Genomic DNA, 16,612 nt, shown 5'->3' with positions numbered 1-16,612 from the left:
TTCCGGCCGGACCCCGGCCAATCGAGGACATTTTCATGAGACGCATCGCTATCGTCGGCGCCGGCCAGTCCGGCCTGCAACTCGCCTTCGCCCTGCTCGACCAGGGCTATCACGTCACGCTCTCGACCAACCGCGATGCGGAACAGATCCGCACGGGCAAGGTCATGTCGAGCCAGTGCATGTTCCACACGTCGTTGCAGATCGAGCGCGACCTCGGCCTGAATACGTGGGAGGAAGCATGCCCGTCCGTCGAAGGGATCGGCATCGCGGTACCGCACCCGGATGGCAACGGCCGCAAGGCGATCGACTGGTCGTCGCGGCTGACGCGCTATGCGCAGTCCGTCGATCAACGCGTGAAGATGGCCGACTGGCTCGACGGCGTCCGGCGCCGCGGCGCGGACGTGCGCATCGGTGACGTCGGTGTGCCCGAGCTTGAAGAACTGGCGCGCAGTCACGACCTCGTGCTGCTCGCAGCCGGCAAGGGCGACATCGTCAACCTGCTCGGCCGCGACGACGCACGCAGCGCGTTCGAACGCCCGCAACGCGCATTGGCGCTCACCTACGTGAAGGGGATGACGCCGAGCCAGCCGTATTCGCGCGTGCGCTTCAACCTGCTGCCGGGCATCGGCGAGTACTTCGTGTTTCCCGCGCTGACCACGACGGGTCCGTGCGAAATCATGGTGTTCGAAGGCATTCCGGGCGGGCCGCTCGACTGCTGGGCCGACGTGAAGACGCCCGAGCAGCATCTGGACCGGAGCCTGTCGTTTCTGCGTCGCTACGTGCCGTGGGAATTCGAGCGCTGCCGCGACGTCGAGCTGACCGATCCGAACGGCACGCTGGCCGGGCGCTTCGCGCCGACGGTGCGCAAGCCGTTCTTCCGGCTGCCGTCGGGCCGCACGGTGTTCGGGATGGCCGATGCGGTGGTCGTCAACGATCCGATCACGGGCCAGGGATCGAACAACGCCGCGAAATGCGCGAAGGCGTATTTCGATGCGATCGTCGCGCGCGATGCCGCGCCGTTCGGCGAAGACTGGATGCAGCAGACGTTCGAGGGTTACTGGGCGTACGCGCAGCATGTCGTGCGCTGGACCAACTCGCTGCTCACGCCACCGCCGCCGCACATCCTCGAACTGCTCGGCGCGGCTGGCCAGCTGCCGTCGCTCGCATCGGCGATCGTCGACGGCTTCGACGATCCGCGCCGGTTCTCGCCGTGGTGGTTCGAGCCTTCGGCCTGCGCGGCGATGATCCGCGAACACGGTGCGCGGGCGGCGTGACCGGCATGGACACCCCCCTGACCGGCCGTCCGGCCCTCGACCCGCTGCAATTGCGTGCCGCGTTCGGGCAGTTCCCGACCGGCGTCACCGTGATCACCACCTGCGCGGCCGACGGGCGCAAGGTGGGCCTCACCGCCAATTCGTTCTCGTCGCTGTCGCTCGACCCGCCGCTCGTGCTGTGGAGTCTTCGCAAGGTCGCGCCGAGCCGGCCGGATTTCCTCGCGGCCACCCACTTCGCGATCAACATCCTTGCGCACGACCAGATCGACCTGTCGCGCCGCTTCGCGACGCCCAGCGCCGACAAGTTCGACGGCGTGCTGCATGTCGATTCGGATAGCGGCGGCGTGCCCTGCCTCGACGGCGCGAGCGCGCGCTTCGTGTGCCGCAACGTCGGCCACTACGAAGGCGGCGATCACCTGCTCTTCATCGGCGAGATCGAGCAGTTCGATGCATTCGGCAAGGCGCCGCTCGTATTCCATGCCGGCCAGTATCGTGCGATCGCCGATCATCCCGATCTTTTACGCACCATTTGATTAGTTATACATACAAATAACCAGGAGGTGGTGAACATGAAATTCGGCTCTCGCCTGCTCGTCGTCGCAGGCTTCGCGATCGCCGGCCTCGCCGGTCACGCGCCGGCCAACGCGACCGACCTGCCGTCGGTCAACCTCGGCATGACCAGTTTCCTCGACGGAATGCCGCCGGCCGGCGCCGGCTGGTACGGCACGCAGTACCTGCAGTACTACACGGCCGGCCGCGTCAACGACAATGCCGGCAACAAGGTCGGGCTGCCGAAGCAGGACATCGACCTGTTCGCAGGATTGAGCCAGCTCGTCTACCAGTCGCCGCTGACGTTCGCGGGCATGCATCCGGGCCTCGACGTGATCCTGCCGTGGATCGCGTCCGCGCGGACCGACGACGGCATCGGCAACGTCGCGCTGAATGCGCGCGCCGGCTTCGGCGATCTGCTGATCGGCCCGTTCATCCAGTTCGACCCGGTGATGGGCGCGCAGGGCCCGCGCTTCGCGCAGCGCGTGGAATTCCAGTTCATTGCGCCGACCGGCGCATACGATCCGTCGCGCGCGATCAACCCGGGCAGTCATTTCTGGTCGTTCGATCCGTACTGGGCCGCCACGCTGTGGCTCACGCCCAGATGGACCGTGTCGTGGCGGCTCCACTATCTGTGGAATGCGACCAACCATCGGCCGGCCACGTCGCTCGGGCCCGACGTGACCTCGACGCAGGCCGGCCAGGCGATCCACGTGAACTTCGCGACCGAATATGAAGTGCGGCCCGGCCTGCGGCTGGGGCTCAACGGCTACTGGCTGCGCCAGACCACCGACATGAAGGAAAACGGGCAGGACGTGCCGGGCACACGGGAGGCCGTGTTCGCGGTCGGGCCGGGCGCCATGGTCAGCTTCTCGCCGCACGACCACCTGTTGTTCAACGCGTACTTCGAGACCTACGCGCGCAACCGGCCGCAGGGGGCACGGATGGTGCTGCGCTACGTGCATCACTTCCAGTAACGCGCGCGGCCGGATCAACGGGCCGGATCGCTATCTCCAGACGAATCCGGACGAAAGCAACGCGTGCTGCCGTCCGGGATGCGCCTGTCCTATAGTTTTGGAGAAGGTGGGAACGAAGTTAATCACGAACCCGGAGGGACCGCGCCATGGCTACTTCAGCAACCTTCCGGTGCTTGACGCGCGCGGCGAAACGGCTGGTGCGGCGCCTGGTTGCCGTCGCACCGGCCGTCGTGATCGGACTCACGGTGTCCGCTTGCGGCGGTGACAGCTCGCCCTCGTCCGGCGGGCCCGCGTTCGCGAACGCGGCGCGCCCGCAGATCAACGCCTTGCTCGCGGACACGATGACGCCCGGCGCCGTCGTCTACGTGCAGTCGCCGCAGGGCAACTGGCTCGAATCGTTCGGCACGGCCGTGCGCGGCACGAACACGCCGATCCCGACCAGCGCGCATTTTCGCGTCGGCAGCATCACGAAGACGTGGACCGGCACGGTGATCCTGCAACTCGTGCAGGAAGGCAGGCTGAGCCTGGGCGACACCGTCGACAAGTTCGTCGCCAACGTGCCGAACGGCAACATGATCACGATCGAGCAGTTGCTGAGGATGCGCAGCGGCCTCTACAACTATTCGACCAGCCTCGCGTTCAACCAGACGCTCGATGCGCAGCCGGACAAGGTCTGGACGACGACGGAATTGCTGGACATCGCCGAAGGCCAGCCGGTCTATTTCGCGCCGGGCGCCGATTTTCGCTACTCGAACACGAATACGGTGCTGCTCGGGCTCATCATCGAGCAACTCACCGGCATGAGCGCGGCCGACGCGATGAACGCGCGCCTGTTCGCGCCGCTCGGCCTGAGCAACACGTTCCTCCCGCCGCAGGCGAATACGGCGCTGCCGGCGCCCGCGCCGCACGGCTATCAATGGGGCACCAATGCGGAGACGACCGACAGCGACGCGCTGTCGCCCGAACGCCAGGCGGAAGCGAAAAACGGCACGCTGCAGCCGACCGACGTGACAGGCGTCAACACGTCGTGGGCATGGACGGCCGGCTCCGGCATTTCAACCGTGACCGAACTGGCCGCCTACGTGCAGCGGATGGTCGGCGGCGGCTACCTGAGCGCCGACCTGCAGGCGCAGCGGCTCGCCAGCTGCACGCCGATCGATGCGTCCGACCCGATGTCGCCCAGCTACTGCATGGGCCTGGCCAAATTCGGCACGTTTTATGGCCACACGGGCGAGATACCGGGCTTCAACACCTTCATGGGCTACGACCCGGCCACGAAAACGACGATCGTCACGTGGGCGACCACGGCGGCCGCGCCCGACGGACGCGCGCCGGCCAACGTGATCGCGCAGATCATCATGGGCGAGCTGAGCAAGGCGGCGGAAGTGCCGAGCGAAGGGCGGCCGTGACGCCGTGCGGGCGGCTTATTTCGCCGCCTGCGCCGCCGGCGTGAAGCTGCACTTCGGATCGTTCTTGCCCCGCGCCGAACAGCATTCGAGCAAGTCGCTCACCGACTTCACGTTGGCCGCGTTCCATTCGTCGAGGCTGCGGTTGTTGTCGATCGGCATCCAGTGCGTCAACGGATAGCTGCTCGCCAGCTGGTTGCTGCCTTTCGGCGGCGGCAGCAACCCCGCCGCGAGCGGCACGTAGATCTTGCAACTGTTCTGGTCGCCGATCCGATGGCAGCCGATGCAGGTGTTGCCGGGCGTGCTGATCGCGTGCGACGTCCACGACGCGAAGTCGGCGCCGAGATTCACGTACTTGCCCCACGGGTCGGTCGGCACGCGGTTCCACACCTGCCCGAGCCACGGGCTGTACATCACCGGGCTCGCATCGTGGCACGACACGCAGCGCTTCGTCGCGGTCGCCGCCGGCTTCCACCAGAATTCCACGGCCGACGGCCGGCCGGGCGGCGGCGTCGTCTCGTTCGGCGGCGGCACGCGCGACGCGTCCATGCCGCCCGTGCCGCCCTTGTCCGCATGAAACCAGCAGGTCTTGCCGTTGCGCACATGGTGCAGCACGATGTCGACTTCGTCGTAGTACGGGCTGCGGTTCTCGCGAATCTGCTTGCGGCGGCAAAACGCCGAGATCTGCGTGTCGCCGTGCGACAGGTCGAGGATCTTCGAATACGGCGTGCATTGCCCGGACGTCGGCGCGTCGTACGGCAGCAGCGCCGGGCGGTCGCACGTCATGTGCGCCACATACCGCACCGGCACGCTGCCGTTGACGGTGATCGGGACGTCCGTGCCGCTGTTGCAGTCGAACGCGGGAATCTCGCCGATTTCGTCGGTGCACTGCTGCGCATATTCGTGCAGCGATGCACCGGCGCCTTCCGCGGCAAACGAGGCGGGCGCGGCCAGCAGCATCGCCAGCGCCGCGACGCAGGTTCTGATCGTCATGCCGCCTCCTTCGTGTAGCGCATCGCCACCTTGCGAATGGCCTCGATGTACTTGACGTAGCCGGTGCAACGGCACACGTTGCCGCCCACCCATGTTTCGATCATCGCGTCGAGTTCGGCGACGTGCACGGGCTGCGTGCGCAGATGATCGAGCATCGCGGTCGCGGCCATCAGGAATCCCGACGCGCAGTAGCCGCACTGGAACGCGAACGATTCGAGAAAGCTCTGCTGCAACGGCGACAGCGTGCCGCCCTGCGCGAGCCCTTCGATCGTGTACACGTGCATGCCGGCCATTGCGCTGACCGGCGTCGAGCACGACAGCGTCTTTTCCATCGGCGCATCGGGCGCGTTACGCACGCCGACGGTACACGCCCGGCACACGCCGATGCCGCAGCACAGCTTCGTGCCCGTCAGGTCCTGCCGCTCGTGCAGGAAATCGATGAGGTTCATGTCGCCGTCGGCGGCGGCCGCCTCGACGGGCCGACCGTTGATGACCATGCGGACCGGATCGTTCATTGCAGTGCCTCCCGAATCTTGTCCGGCGTCACGGGCGTGACCCTGAATCGCCGCCCCGTCGCCATCGCCAGCGCATTGAGCAGCGCCGGTGCGATCGGGCACATCACCGCTTCCGCGATGCCGCGGGCATTCGCGGGGTCGTTGCCGGGCGGCGGCAACGCGATCAGCTCCTGCGCGGGAATATCGGGCAGGCGCGTCACCTCGTAGCGGTCGAGGTTCCATCGGCCGCCACCCGGCCCGTCCGGCCCGAGCGGACACGTCTCGGTCAGCACGTTGCCGATCCCCATCGCGACCGCGCCCTGCGACTGTCCTTCGACGAGCTCCGGCGACAGCTGCCGGCCGACGCTCACGGCCGTCACCACGCGCTCGACCTTCACCCGGCCGCTCGCCGGATCGACGGACACGCCGACGAGCGACGCCGACGGCGCATAGGTCGTGCGCCCGTAGAGGGTCGTGTCGACCGGCGGCGCCTGCAGCGTGCGCGACAGCGGTGTCAGGAAATACGGATCGAGGCCCACCGCCACGTAGTCGTAATCGATCTGCGCATTGCCGGACGCGAACGGATAGGTGCCCTTCCAGAAGTACCCGGCATAGCTCGCATGCACGGCCGCCACCGTCTGCAGGCCCATCTTCGTGATCGTGGCGAGCAGCGCCGGCCACGGAATCGGTACGGCGCCGTTCGTGACGAGCGCGCGATCGACCCAGCGCACGTCCTCGGCGCGGACCGGCAGGCCCCACCACGCCCGCGCCGCCGGCAGCACGCTTTGCAGGAACAGCGCCTGCGCCGCGCCCTTCACCGCGTGATACTGGTGGAATGCGCCGAGACAGGCGCTCGACGATCCATACGTGTAGCGCACCGTCTTCGGATTGGTCGACGGATTGCTCGACCGCGAGAGCCCGAGCGCGTTGAACGGCCCGATCTCGCTCATCGCAATCGTTTGCGTGTTTTGCCCGAGAAATTCGGCCGGCGCGAGACCCAGCGTCGTGGCCGCGCCGTTGCCCATGTCGGTGTACGGCGTGACCACGCGCAGCCGGCTGTCCGGCAGGATCTGCACCATCCCGAACATCCCGTCTCCCGAGGTGCCGTACGCCTCGTTCGCCATCGCGAGCCCGACGCCGTAGCGCAGATTGCGCGCGCCGCGTTCCGCACGGGTGCGTTCGCGGTCGCGCCACAGCGGATGCTGTTCGAGCCGGTCGAGCAGCGCATCGAGCTGCAGGTCGAACAGGATCGGCGCGCCCGTGATCGCCCGTCCCTTGCCGAGGCCGGGCGTGTTGCCGAGAAAATTGGCGCGGCGTATCGCGAACGGCGAGAGCCCGAGCCGGCGCGCAGCCTCGTCCATCAGCGTCTCGATCGCCATGAACGCCTGCGGCCCGCCGAAGCCGCGCTGCGACCCGCCGAACACTTCCCGCGTATAGGTCGAGGCCGCCTGCGCGCGGGCGCGCGGGATCTCGTAGCAGCTCATCGCGCTCAGCGCGGCGAGCTGCGCGACGTACGGCGACAGGTTCTTCTTGCCGCCGCCGTTCATCAGGAAGTCGCACGTGACCGCTTCGAGCTTGCCGCGGCGGTTGAACCACAGCGATTCGGAGAACTGCGTTTCGCAGCGCTTCAGCCCGACCTGGAACTGCTCGTAGCGTGATTGCTGCCAGCGCAGCGCGCCCTTCGCGAACGGCGCGGCGAGCGCCAGATAAAGCGGGAAGTAGGATTTGTCACGCCCGCCGAAACCACCGCCCGGATAGCACGCGATGACGTGCGCTTCCTTGACCGTTACGTCGCTGTCCTTGAACAGCCCGATCGCGCCGGTCGCATCGTCGTTCGCCGATTGCGTGCCGAGCACGAGGCTCATTTTCGCGGTGGACGCGTCGTACCACGCGAGCCCCGCTTCGGGCTCCATGAACATCGGGTCCATCGCCGGCGTCTCGAATCCGTCGTTGCCGGTCGCGCGCACGCCGATCCACGTACCGGCGGCCGCGTTTCGGGCAATCGTCGCGTCGATGTTGACGACCGCGTCCTCGCGTTCCTTCAGGTACTGTTCGGTCGGCTTGCCGCTGCTGTCGGCCTGGTAGTTGTCGACGTAGTTGAAGCGGCGTTCGTCGTCGCGCACGTAGACGGTCACGGGGGAATACGGCACGGCCTGCGCGGCCGTCGGCGGCGTGACCGGCGCGCCGTAGCGGATCACGCCGCGGTTGAAATCGAGCAGTTTCTTCGCGCGCCGATAGGCATCGAAGTTCTCGAAGATCAGCAGCGCGGCCGGTTGCCCGTAGCAGTCCGCCGGGTAGCCGGTCCGCGCGAGCCAGTAGATGTCCTGGTTCGGGATCGGATCGGGAACGGGCGCCAGCGGAATCCGTCGCGCGGTCAGAAACGCGTTGTCGACAACGGCGATCGGCCGCAATTCCGCGGGCAGCACGCTCAGGTCGTAGCCGTCGTACACGGCGTCGACCCGATCGCACCGCAACGCATAGAGCCAGCTCTCCTGCTGCGGCCAGCCGACGAAGTCGCGCGACTTGAAATCGCGCGCATAGATTTTCTGGCCCGTGATCTTCGGCATGCCGTCGATGCGCCAGCGCGCCTTGCCGGGCACCGGTGCCCAGCTGGGCCCGCTCGTGCCGTCTTCCGCCGGCTCGGCAGCGCCGAGCGCCAGTGCCGGCAAATGGGTGATCGAGATCGCGACGACCGCGCCGCTCCCGGCCAGCTTCAGAAACGTCCGGCGTGTGACAGGCAGATCGATGGCCATGCTGTGTCTCTCATTCGATTTGTTATGCCGGCACCGCCGATGCACGACACGCGTCGTCACGCCGGCCGTGCGCGGGCCGCTTCGCGTGTGCTTCGGCGTGCGGGATGGGTCGGTGCGGAAACGGTCTGGCGGGCGCGGTTGGGCGCCTGCGGTCAGGAACCGGGAGGAAGCGGACCGGGGAAGGTGCGCGGCGGATTCGCGGGGCCGTCCCAGCCCCATGGGCGCCTGCTCGATGAAGCGTCAGGCAGCGTGCTTGCCGTTGCTTGCTTGCTCATTGTTTCCCCCGGCCTTGATCGTGCGTGACTGGCCTGTTTTCCGTATTGTCGGGCAGTCTCTTGATTTTCAAGTGTTTTTGTTCGGTTTTACGGTACGTGTAACGATGGATTCGTCCGTTCCGTCATGCGAGTTTGATTTTGAATAATGTAGAAATTCGAGCCAGGTATTTCAAGGAGATTTTCGGACGACGCTCGAGACGCCGGTGCAAGCGGCTCGTCGACCGCCAGCGGGCGGGCGCACACCATCAATTACACAATGCTTTCTGCAAATTTGCCATTTCGGCAAACGCGGCGCATTCCCGCCGTTCGCATAAGACGAACGAGAAGCAATTGCAATCGACAACAGAATGAACAATCCCGCGCATGATTCAATTAACTCGATGGCGGGGGTTCATCCCTGCGACGTCGCTTTCAGCCGCATCGCGCCATGCCGGCAACGCGGCTTCAGAGGTTAGCGGTAGGGGGCAGCCGCGAAGGCGGTGGACTACGGCTTGTTCCATGGCCGACCATGGGTCCAGGATGCATTGACGCCGCTATGGTCAACCTGTCTCGCGGCGCCGCCTGGGGAGGGAGCCTCCATGAAGCCTGTTGCCGTGCCGGCCGGCGGGGGGCGGGCCGGCACGCCCATCCTTCATCGGCGATCCCGGCGCGACGCCGGTTCGCCGCTCACGGTGCGACGCCAACGAACGTCGGCAGCAGCACGCGATACACGTGGATCATTGCCGGGCCGAGCAGCACCATCATCAGCGCGGGGAAGATGCAGAAGATCAGCGGGAACAGCAGCTTCAGCGCAATCTTCGCTGCCCGCTCCTCCGCACGCATCCGGCGCCGCGTGCGCAGCATGTCCGACAGCACGCGCAGCGATTCGCTGATGCTCGTGCCGAAGCGGTCGGCCTGGATCAGCATCGCGCAGAACGACTCGATGTCCTCGACGCCGGTCCGCAGCGCGAGATTGCGCAGCGCCGTCTCCTTCGTGAAACCTGAGCGCATCTCGAGCAGCAGCAGGTCGAGTTCGCTTGAGACCACCTCGCTGCTGAAGCGCAGTTCCTCGCTCACCTTCATCAGCGCCGCGTCGAGCCCGAGCCCCGCTTCGACGCACACCGTCAGCAGGTCGAGCGCATCCGGGAAATCCTCGAAGATCTTCTGCTGGCGCACCTTGACCCGCTGCGACAGCACGATGTTCGGGATGTAGTAGCCGATCCCGGCGAACGCGACGAGGATGATCGACAGCAGCGCGCGCTCGTCACCGAGCGACGTCGTGATCAGCACCAGCAGCGCTGCGCACGGCAACCCGAGCGCGAGCGCCGTCTTCGCCGTGAAATACAGCGCGGCCGAGCTCTGGTTGCGCCAGCCGGCGTTCATCAGCCGGATGCGCAGGGGCGAATTCTCCCACCCCTCCTTCGGCACCGACAGCTTCGAGATCGGGGTGGACAGCTCGACCAGCTTCGCGACCCAGCGCGACGCCATGTCGTCGCCGTCGCCCGTCCCCCCGACGGCGGTCCCGCCCGCCCCGGCCCCGCCGGCCTGCTGCAGCCGGCGCTGGATGCTGCGCGGCGCGAACAGCAGCATCGCGATGAGCACGCCGCCGGCCACGAAGAGGAACAAGCCGCCCAGCATCACGGCCTGGATCACGCTCAGGTTTTGCATGACAACCTCGCAACGGTTCGTTATTCGGCACGCGCGTCAGACGCGAATGCGGACAATACGACGGATCCAGAACAGGCCGAACAGCATCGACACGAGCATCGTGCCGACCATCCTGATCCCGGCCGGATCCTCCCAGAGCACGGACAGGAATTCGCGGTTCAGCAGCGCCATGACCGCGGCGGTACCGAACGGCAGCAGCCCGAGAATCCATGCCGACAGCCGCCCTTCGGCCGACAGCACGCGCACCTTGTCGAACAGCTTGAAGCGCTCGCGGATCAGCGCGGCGATGCTGTCGAGCAGCTCGGCCAGGTTGCCGCCCGTCTCGCGCTGGATCAGCACCGCGATCACGAAGTAGCGCAGGTCCTGCACCGGCACGCGCGTCGTGAGGTTCATCAGCGCATCGTGCAACGACACGCCGTAGTTGACCTCGTCGAACGTGACGCGGAATTCGCCGCCCATCGGATCGGGAAACTCGTCACCGACCATCCCGAGCGTGCTCGTGAACGAATGACCGGAACGCAGCGCGCGCGCGATCATGTCGCAGATGTCCGGCAACTGCCGTTCGAGCTTGCGCATCCGGCGCGCGCGGCGGCGCATCACGTGCATCATCGGCAGGCATCCGGCGAACAGCGCGACCGGCAGCCCGGCGAATTGCGGCAACCTCGCGACGCTCATCCCCAGCCACGCGAAAGCCGCGAACAGCGCGCTGAGCGTGATCAGCTTCGGCAGCGTCCAGTCGAGGCCCGACTGCTGAAGCACGAGATCGAGCGCCTGCACGCGCGGCACGCTCAGCAGCAGCCGGTCGAACGGCTTCGATTCGTCCAGCATCCGCTTCTTCAGGATCGACAGCCGCTCCTGCTGTACGTTGCCGCCGGCCGACATCGCGCGAATGCGCGATTCGATCCGGCGCGCGGCGCTGCCGTGCCGCGCGTTCCACCATTGATAGGCGCCTTCGATCGCGAGCACCACCGCGACGAAGGTGAGAATCACAAAGCCGTAAAAGATCGTGTTCATGAAGCCTCCCCGGAGCTGGCGGCGACGGGCCGTCAGTTCGTCTCGTAGCGCTGCGACGGGTCGTAGAGCGAATCCGGCAGGTTGATGCCGAACGCCTGCAGCCGCTCGACGAACTTCGGCCGCACGCCGGTCGCGCAGAAGTGGCCGCGGACCGATCCGTCACGATCCACGCCCGTACGCTTGAACGTGAAGATCTCCTGCATGTTGATGATGTCGCCTTCCATCCCGGTCAGTTCCTGGATGCTGACGATCTTGCGCTTGCCGTCCGTCAGCCGCGCCGCCTGCACGACCACCGAGATCGCCGACGCGATCTGCTGGCGCATCGTCTTCGGCGGCAGCGTCAGGCCGGAGACGCTGATCATGTTCTCGAGCCGCGTCAGCGCGTCGCGCGGCGTGTTCGCGTGGATCGTCGCGAGCGAGCCTTCGTGGCCGGTGTTCATCGCGTTGAGCATGTCGAGCGCTTCGGCGCCGCGCACTTCGCCGAGGATGATCCGGTCCGGGCGCATCCGCAGCGCATTGCGCACCAGCGTGCGCTGCGTGATCTCGCCCTTGCCCTCGATGTTCGGCGGGCGCGTTTCGAGGCGCAGCACGTGCGGCTGCTGCAGCTGCAGTTCGGCCGCATCCTCGATCGTCACGATCCGCTCGTTGCGCGGAATGTAGCCGGACAGGATGTTGAGCAGCGTCGTCTTGCCGCTGCCGGTGCCGCCCGACACCAGCACGTTCACCTTCGCGCGCGACAGCGCGTCGAGCAGCTCGGCCATCGGCGGCGTCAGGCTGTGGTAGCGCACGAGGTCGTCCATCTTCAGCGGGTTGACCGCGAAACGCCGGATCGACATCAGCGGCCCGTCGATCGCGGACGGCGGGATGATCGCGTTCACGCGCGAGCCGTCCGGCAGCCGCGCGTCGACCATCGGGCTCGATTCGTCGATGCGGCGCCCGACGCGCGACACGATCTTCTCGATCACCTTCATCAGGTGCGCGTCGTCATAGAACGTCACGTCGGTCAGTTCGAGCTGGCCGCAACGTTCGACGTAGACCTGCCGGTACGTATTCACGAGGATGTCGGAAATGCCGGGGTCGCGCAGCAGCGCTTCGAGCGGGCCGAAGCCGAACATCTCGTCGTACACGTCGACCGCGAGCTGCCGGCGCTCGATGTCGTTCGCCGGCAGCCGCCCGTCGTCGAGGATGCGCGCGATCAGCGCGCCGATTTCCATGCGGACCGTATCCTGCGGCAGCCGCGACAGGCGCTCGAGCTCGACGCGTTCGAGTACCGCCAGGTGGATTTCGCGGCGCAGCTTCTGGTATGCGTCGCGCACCGACGAATGTGCCGGACCGGCCGGTTCACCACCCGCCACCAGCGGCTGGGCCCGGTGCAAGGACATCTGTTCGCGCAATGACATGATGGTTCCCCGAAAAATTTACATGGACTTGAGCTTCGGCGTGGCCTTGCGGCCGAAGAGCCTGGACATCAACGGTTCGCTGTTCGCCGCGCTGTGCCCGGCGCGCACTTCCCCGTCGACGAGTTGTTTCGCACACCCCTGCAACGCACGCGCGACCGCCGTGCCGCGCGCGAGCCGCGATACCGGATGGCCCTGGTTGATCGCTTCGAGCACGGTATCGGCATCGTCGGGAATCGTGCAGGCCGCCTGCAGGCCGAGCACTTCCTCGAGCGCGGTGCGGGTCCGGTCGCTCGCGCGCGTCGCGCGGTTTACGATCAGCCGCAACTGGTCGGTCGAGTAACCGAGCGACACGAGGATCTCCAGCAGCCGGCGGCCGGCGCGCACGTGCGGCATCGCGGGCTGCAGCACGATCTGGATCTGGTCGCTGCGATCCAGCGCGACCATCGACAGCGGATTGATGCCGACGCCGACGTCGAAGATCACGAAGTCATAGCGCGGCGCGGCGACGCCGAGGATCCATTCGAGCGCGTCCTCGCGCATCTCGGCGGCCTTGACCGGGTCGCCGGCGCCCGCGAGCACGTGGAAGTTTTCCGTCACGTGCGCGACGCTCGCGTCGAGAAACGCGCTGTCGAGCCGCTCGATCTGCGCGCAAAGCTGCGGCAGCGTCGACGGCGGGGTTTCGTCGCTGACGAGGAACGCCGCATCGGCGAACTGCTGGTTCAGGTCGATCAGCAGCACGCGGCGCTTGAACCCTTCGGCGATCTCGAACGCGATGTTGCTGGCCGCGAAGCTCGTGCCGGCCCCGCCCTTGCACGACATGAACGACACGATCCGCGTATCGTCGGTGTCGCGCCGCGTGCTTTGCGCCGCCGCCCGTTCGAGCGCGTTGGCGAGCGCCTGCGGCTCGAGCGGCCACTGCAGCACGTCGCGGGCGCCTGCGCGCATCGCGTCGAGCAGCACGTGCGGCGACGCATCCGCCGTCACGAGAATGCAGGTCAGGTTCGCGTGGGCGCGGCAGATGCGCTCGATCGCCGACAGCTCGGACGGCTCGAGCGACGTGCCGTCGACCAGCAGGACATCGAACGCGTCGAGCCCGTCGGTGCGATGCTCGATCTGCGACGGGCGGCCGGTCGCGCGGGTCGCGCGATAGCGTCCGCAGTCGGCCACGAGGCGCGCGATCTGCGTGAGACGCGCGGTATCGTCGGAAGCTACGAGGAGGTTGATCATGTCGTGTGCCTCGTCTGTTCGATTAGTTGCAAGCGGTGCCGCCAGTCGCGGAAGTCAGGCTTTCGCGCGGCAGTGTCGTCGTGAACGGCGGCATGGTGACCGTGACGTTCACGAACGGGATCATCGTCTTGACGGTGACGTTCGTGACGCTGACGGTCACGAACGCGCACGAATTCACGTCGCAGTTCGCCGGCGAGTAGTTCACCGACACGTTCGCGTTCGACAGCAGCGGCAGCAGCGCCGTCACGCGCTTCGCGACGCCGGCGGCATTCACGTCGCAGACCACGGCCGTGCGCGCGCCGAGACGCACGGCTTCGCTCGCGGTGTTCCAGTAGAACAGCACGCGGCCGAATTCGAAGATGCCGATCAGCAGCATGATCAGCACCGACGCGATCAGCGCGAACTCGACGATCGTCGCGCCGCGTTGGGCGCGCCGGCGTGACGGGGGGGCATGGCGAGCGTTCATGACACTTGCCTCATCACGGTGACGATGTTGTTGAAGGTGATCGACGGCAGCCACGGGTACGCGGGGATCGGCTGGTACTTGTAGCCCTTGATCTTCACTTCGACGACGTTGATTGCGCCCGTCGCCGTGCCGCTCGCCGCGTTGTTGTTCGAGTCGTAGGTCGGCAGGTTCGCGAACTGCGGCGGATCGGACCCGTCGCTGCAGCCGGTCGTGCGCTGCGCGTCGCAGATCGTCACCATCGACGTCGTGAGCCCGGGCACCAGCTCGGTGCCCGACGAGCCGCAGGTCGTGCTGCCGTAGACGACGAGGCACTGCGCCTGCGACACCGGATAGGCGCTGTCGGTCGGCAGCCAGACCGACAGGTAGCGCGCCGCATCCCGCGTGGACTTGGTCAGCGTCTCGTACTGGTAGATCGCGCGGCCGAACTCGGCCACGCCGGTCGACAGCATGATCATCGGAATCAGCACGAGCGCGAACTCGACGGCAGCGACGCCGCGGGTGCGCGAACGGCGGAACGGAGGCTTGTTCATGGTCGTCTCTCCGCTATTGAACGAGCATCGGAACCTGGGTCCCCGACGCACTGCCGCTGCCGGGCAAGCCGTGCGTCGCGCACGGATTGTTGCCGGACACCGACGAGCCGAGGTACTCGAGGTGCGCGACGACCCCGCCCTTGCCTGGGCTGAACGGCAGCGGATCGAGCATCAGCACGCAGTCCCATTGCGTGACGTGCACCTTGCCGCTGTTGCCGTTCAGCGTCGAGCAATCGCCTTCCGGTGCGAGCGCGACGCGCCGGTCGCCGCCGTAGGTCTGGTAGTTGCTCGCCGTCGCGGTGCCGTTGGTGGCGATTCCGCTGCCCGCAGGCGGCGCGCCATCGCCCTGGTACGGCTTGAAATTCGTGCGGTCGGTAACGAACTGCGTATAGGCATCACCCTTGATGCCGGCCGTTCCGGGCGGCCCGTAGTTCGGGCCGACATACGCGTAACCGGTAAAGTCGGGCTGGCCGCTCGAGCCGTTCGCGCCGTTCGTGTAGATACCGAAGCGCGTATTCCAGGCGCGCAGCGACGCCGACTTCAGGCCCGTGGTGCTCAGGTCGGGCGGGCTCGTGATGTTGCAGGTGTTGCCCGACAGCTCGCCAGCGAGCGTCGTCTCGTTCGTCGAGCCGTCGAGCGCCGCCCAGCCGAAGTTGCCGGGCCCGTAGGTCGACGACGACCCGGAGGGCGACGTGATCCAGTCGCCGACGTTGTAGGACGGCGAGCCCGTCGTGCGGCACACGAACACCGGGATCGCGCAGGTCGTCTGCCCGCCGCCGACGGTGGCGATCGCGCTCGCCGACACTTCCGCCGCGCTCGCGAGCTTCGTGCCCGGCAGCACGTTCAGCACCTCGATGAACCAGTGCGCGATGTTGCTCAGCTTCGTCGCGCATTGCACGTACTTGATGTTCGCCGGCGTCGTGACCGCGGTCTTGGTCAGGAACGGGTTGGTCAGCGAATCGCTGAACGTGACGTTCGCGTTCGTCGACAGCTGCACCGCGCTGTTCTGGAAAAACACGAAATTCAGATGGCCGGCGGCGATGCCGTCGGCCTCGGCCACCGACAGGCTGATGGCCGAAGTCAGGTCACGCGCAGCCGACAGCGCGCAGGCATCGGCGCTGTTCTGCAGTTCGCTGCGCGTGACGTACAGCTTGCCAAGATCCAGCGCGAGACCGACGAACCCGATCATCACCGCCAGTGCAAGACCGACGATGATCGCGACGGCACCGCGCTGGCGATGCAGGCTGCGACGCATGACTTTCGGATAGCGGGCTGCGCTGTTCATGGCGTTCTCCCTGAGCGTCCTGGCGTTACTGGGTGGCCTTGCCGATGCCGATCACGAATGCATTGGCGGGCGGCACCGTCTGCTTGAACGACTTGTCGTAGTTGTCGAGCGCGGCCGCGGCTGCGCCGCCGTCGACCCCCGATGCCGCTGCCGGGTGTTCGCCGGCATGCGGATCGATGATCTGGGCCTGCATCACGGTGCGGACCGAATCGCCGAAGCGGCTGTCCCACACCGGGGTCGACGACATGCAGCCGGCAAGCGCGAACGCGAGCGGGACGGCGAGCGCCGCGCGGCGCACGAATACGAGGTAGGCGGATTTCAT

15 protein-coding genes are annotated in these 16,612 nt (G+C 66.9%); 4 read left to right on the top strand and 11 right to left on the bottom strand.

Annotation, left to right across the window (positions count from 1 at the left end; genetic code table 11):
• The first annotated feature begins 35 nt into the window (after positions 1–35).
• The 4 genes from ACWMMN_RS34125 (at position 36) to ACWMMN_RS34110 (ending at position 4,209) form a co-directional block, all read left to right on the top strand.
• Positions 36–1,274 (top strand): styrene monooxygenase/indole monooxygenase family protein, encoded by a 1,239-nt coding sequence (locus ACWMMN_RS34125; protein ID WP_486424425.1) that lies wholly within the window; start codon positions 36–38, stop codon positions 1,272–1,274.
• Between the two features lie 5 nt (positions 1,275–1,279).
• On the top strand, positions 1,280–1,807 hold the full coding sequence (locus ACWMMN_RS34120) for a flavin reductase family protein (RefSeq protein WP_059241409.1): 528 nt from the start codon (positions 1,280–1,282) through the stop codon (positions 1,805–1,807).
• Positions 1,808–1,843: 36 nt separating this feature from the next.
• A complete protein-coding gene (locus ACWMMN_RS34115; RefSeq protein WP_486424424.1) occupies positions 1,844–2,800 on the top strand; it encodes a SphA family protein in 957 nt (318 codons plus the stop codon).
• A 146-nt stretch (positions 2,801–2,946) separates the two neighbouring features.
• Positions 2,947–4,209, top strand: a complete 1,263-nt coding sequence (locus ACWMMN_RS34110) for a serine hydrolase domain-containing protein (RefSeq protein ID WP_486424423.1) — start codon at positions 2,947–2,949, stop codon at positions 4,207–4,209.
• A gap of 15 nt (positions 4,210–4,224) precedes the next feature.
• On the opposite strand, the gene ACWMMN_RS34105 is transcribed toward ACWMMN_RS34110, so the two are convergent.
• The 11 genes from ACWMMN_RS34105 to ACWMMN_RS34055 form a co-directional block, all read right to left on the bottom strand.
• Positions 4,225–5,199, bottom strand: coding sequence for a hypothetical protein (locus ACWMMN_RS34105; RefSeq protein WP_486424422.1), 975 nt, complete (start codon positions 5,197–5,199; stop codon positions 4,225–4,227).
• Complete coding sequence (locus ACWMMN_RS34100; RefSeq protein WP_486424421.1) at positions 5,196–5,714, bottom strand: (2Fe-2S)-binding protein; 519 nt, start codon at positions 5,712–5,714, stop codon at positions 5,196–5,198. Before ACWMMN_RS34100 ends, ACWMMN_RS34105 begins: the two co-directional genes overlap by 4 nt.
• A complete protein-coding gene (locus tag ACWMMN_RS34095; protein ID WP_486424420.1) occupies positions 5,711–8,446 on the bottom strand; it encodes a xanthine dehydrogenase family protein molybdopterin-binding subunit in 2,736 nt (911 codons plus the stop codon). Before ACWMMN_RS34095 ends, ACWMMN_RS34100 begins: the two co-directional genes overlap by 4 nt.
• Before the next feature lie 941 nt (positions 8,447–9,387).
• Entirely contained in the window at positions 9,388–10,368 is a 981-nt protein-coding gene (locus ACWMMN_RS34090) for a type II secretion system F family protein (RefSeq protein WP_059241404.1), read from the bottom strand.
• 36 nt (positions 10,369–10,404) lie between these two features.
• Positions 10,405–11,382 carry a type II secretion system F family protein gene (locus tag ACWMMN_RS34085; protein WP_174992370.1) on the bottom strand — a complete coding sequence of 326 codons (978 nt, stop codon included), beginning with the start codon at positions 11,380–11,382 and terminating at the stop codon, positions 10,405–10,407.
• A 32-nt stretch (positions 11,383–11,414) separates the two neighbouring features.
• On the bottom strand, positions 11,415–12,782 hold the full coding sequence (locus ACWMMN_RS34080; protein WP_059241402.1) for a TadA family conjugal transfer-associated ATPase: 1,368 nt from the start codon (positions 12,780–12,782) through the stop codon (positions 11,415–11,417).
• 18 nt (positions 12,783–12,800) lie between these two features.
• The gene (locus tag ACWMMN_RS34075) at positions 12,801–14,009 is read right to left on the bottom strand and encodes a CpaE/TadZ family protein (RefSeq protein WP_059241401.1); all 1,209 of its coding nucleotides are present in this window, start codon (positions 14,007–14,009) and stop codon (positions 12,801–12,803) included.
• A 22-nt stretch (positions 14,010–14,031) separates the two neighbouring features.
• On the bottom strand, positions 14,032–14,475 hold the full coding sequence (locus ACWMMN_RS34070; protein WP_059241400.1) for a TadE/TadG family type IV pilus assembly protein: 444 nt from the start codon (positions 14,473–14,475) through the stop codon (positions 14,032–14,034).
• On the bottom strand, positions 14,472–15,005 hold the full coding sequence (locus ACWMMN_RS34065) for a TadE/TadG family type IV pilus assembly protein (protein ID WP_059241399.1): 534 nt from the start codon (positions 15,003–15,005) through the stop codon (positions 14,472–14,474). Before ACWMMN_RS34065 ends, ACWMMN_RS34070 begins: the two co-directional genes overlap by 4 nt.
• Before the next feature lie 13 nt (positions 15,006–15,018).
• Entirely contained in the window at positions 15,019–16,290 is a 1,272-nt protein-coding gene (locus ACWMMN_RS34060) for a TadE/TadG family type IV pilus assembly protein (RefSeq protein ID WP_486424419.1), read from the bottom strand.
• Positions 16,291–16,315: 25 nt separating this feature from the next.
• Positions 16,316–16,612 carry a hypothetical protein gene (locus tag ACWMMN_RS34055; protein ID WP_059241397.1) on the bottom strand — a complete coding sequence of 99 codons (297 nt, stop codon included), beginning with the start codon at positions 16,610–16,612 and terminating at the stop codon, positions 16,316–16,318.

Source organism: Burkholderia cepacia complex sp. TUM26381 (assembly GCF_057439935.1).
Note: the sequence above shows the minus strand (reverse complement) of the source record. Positions and strands in the feature narration are given on the sequence as shown.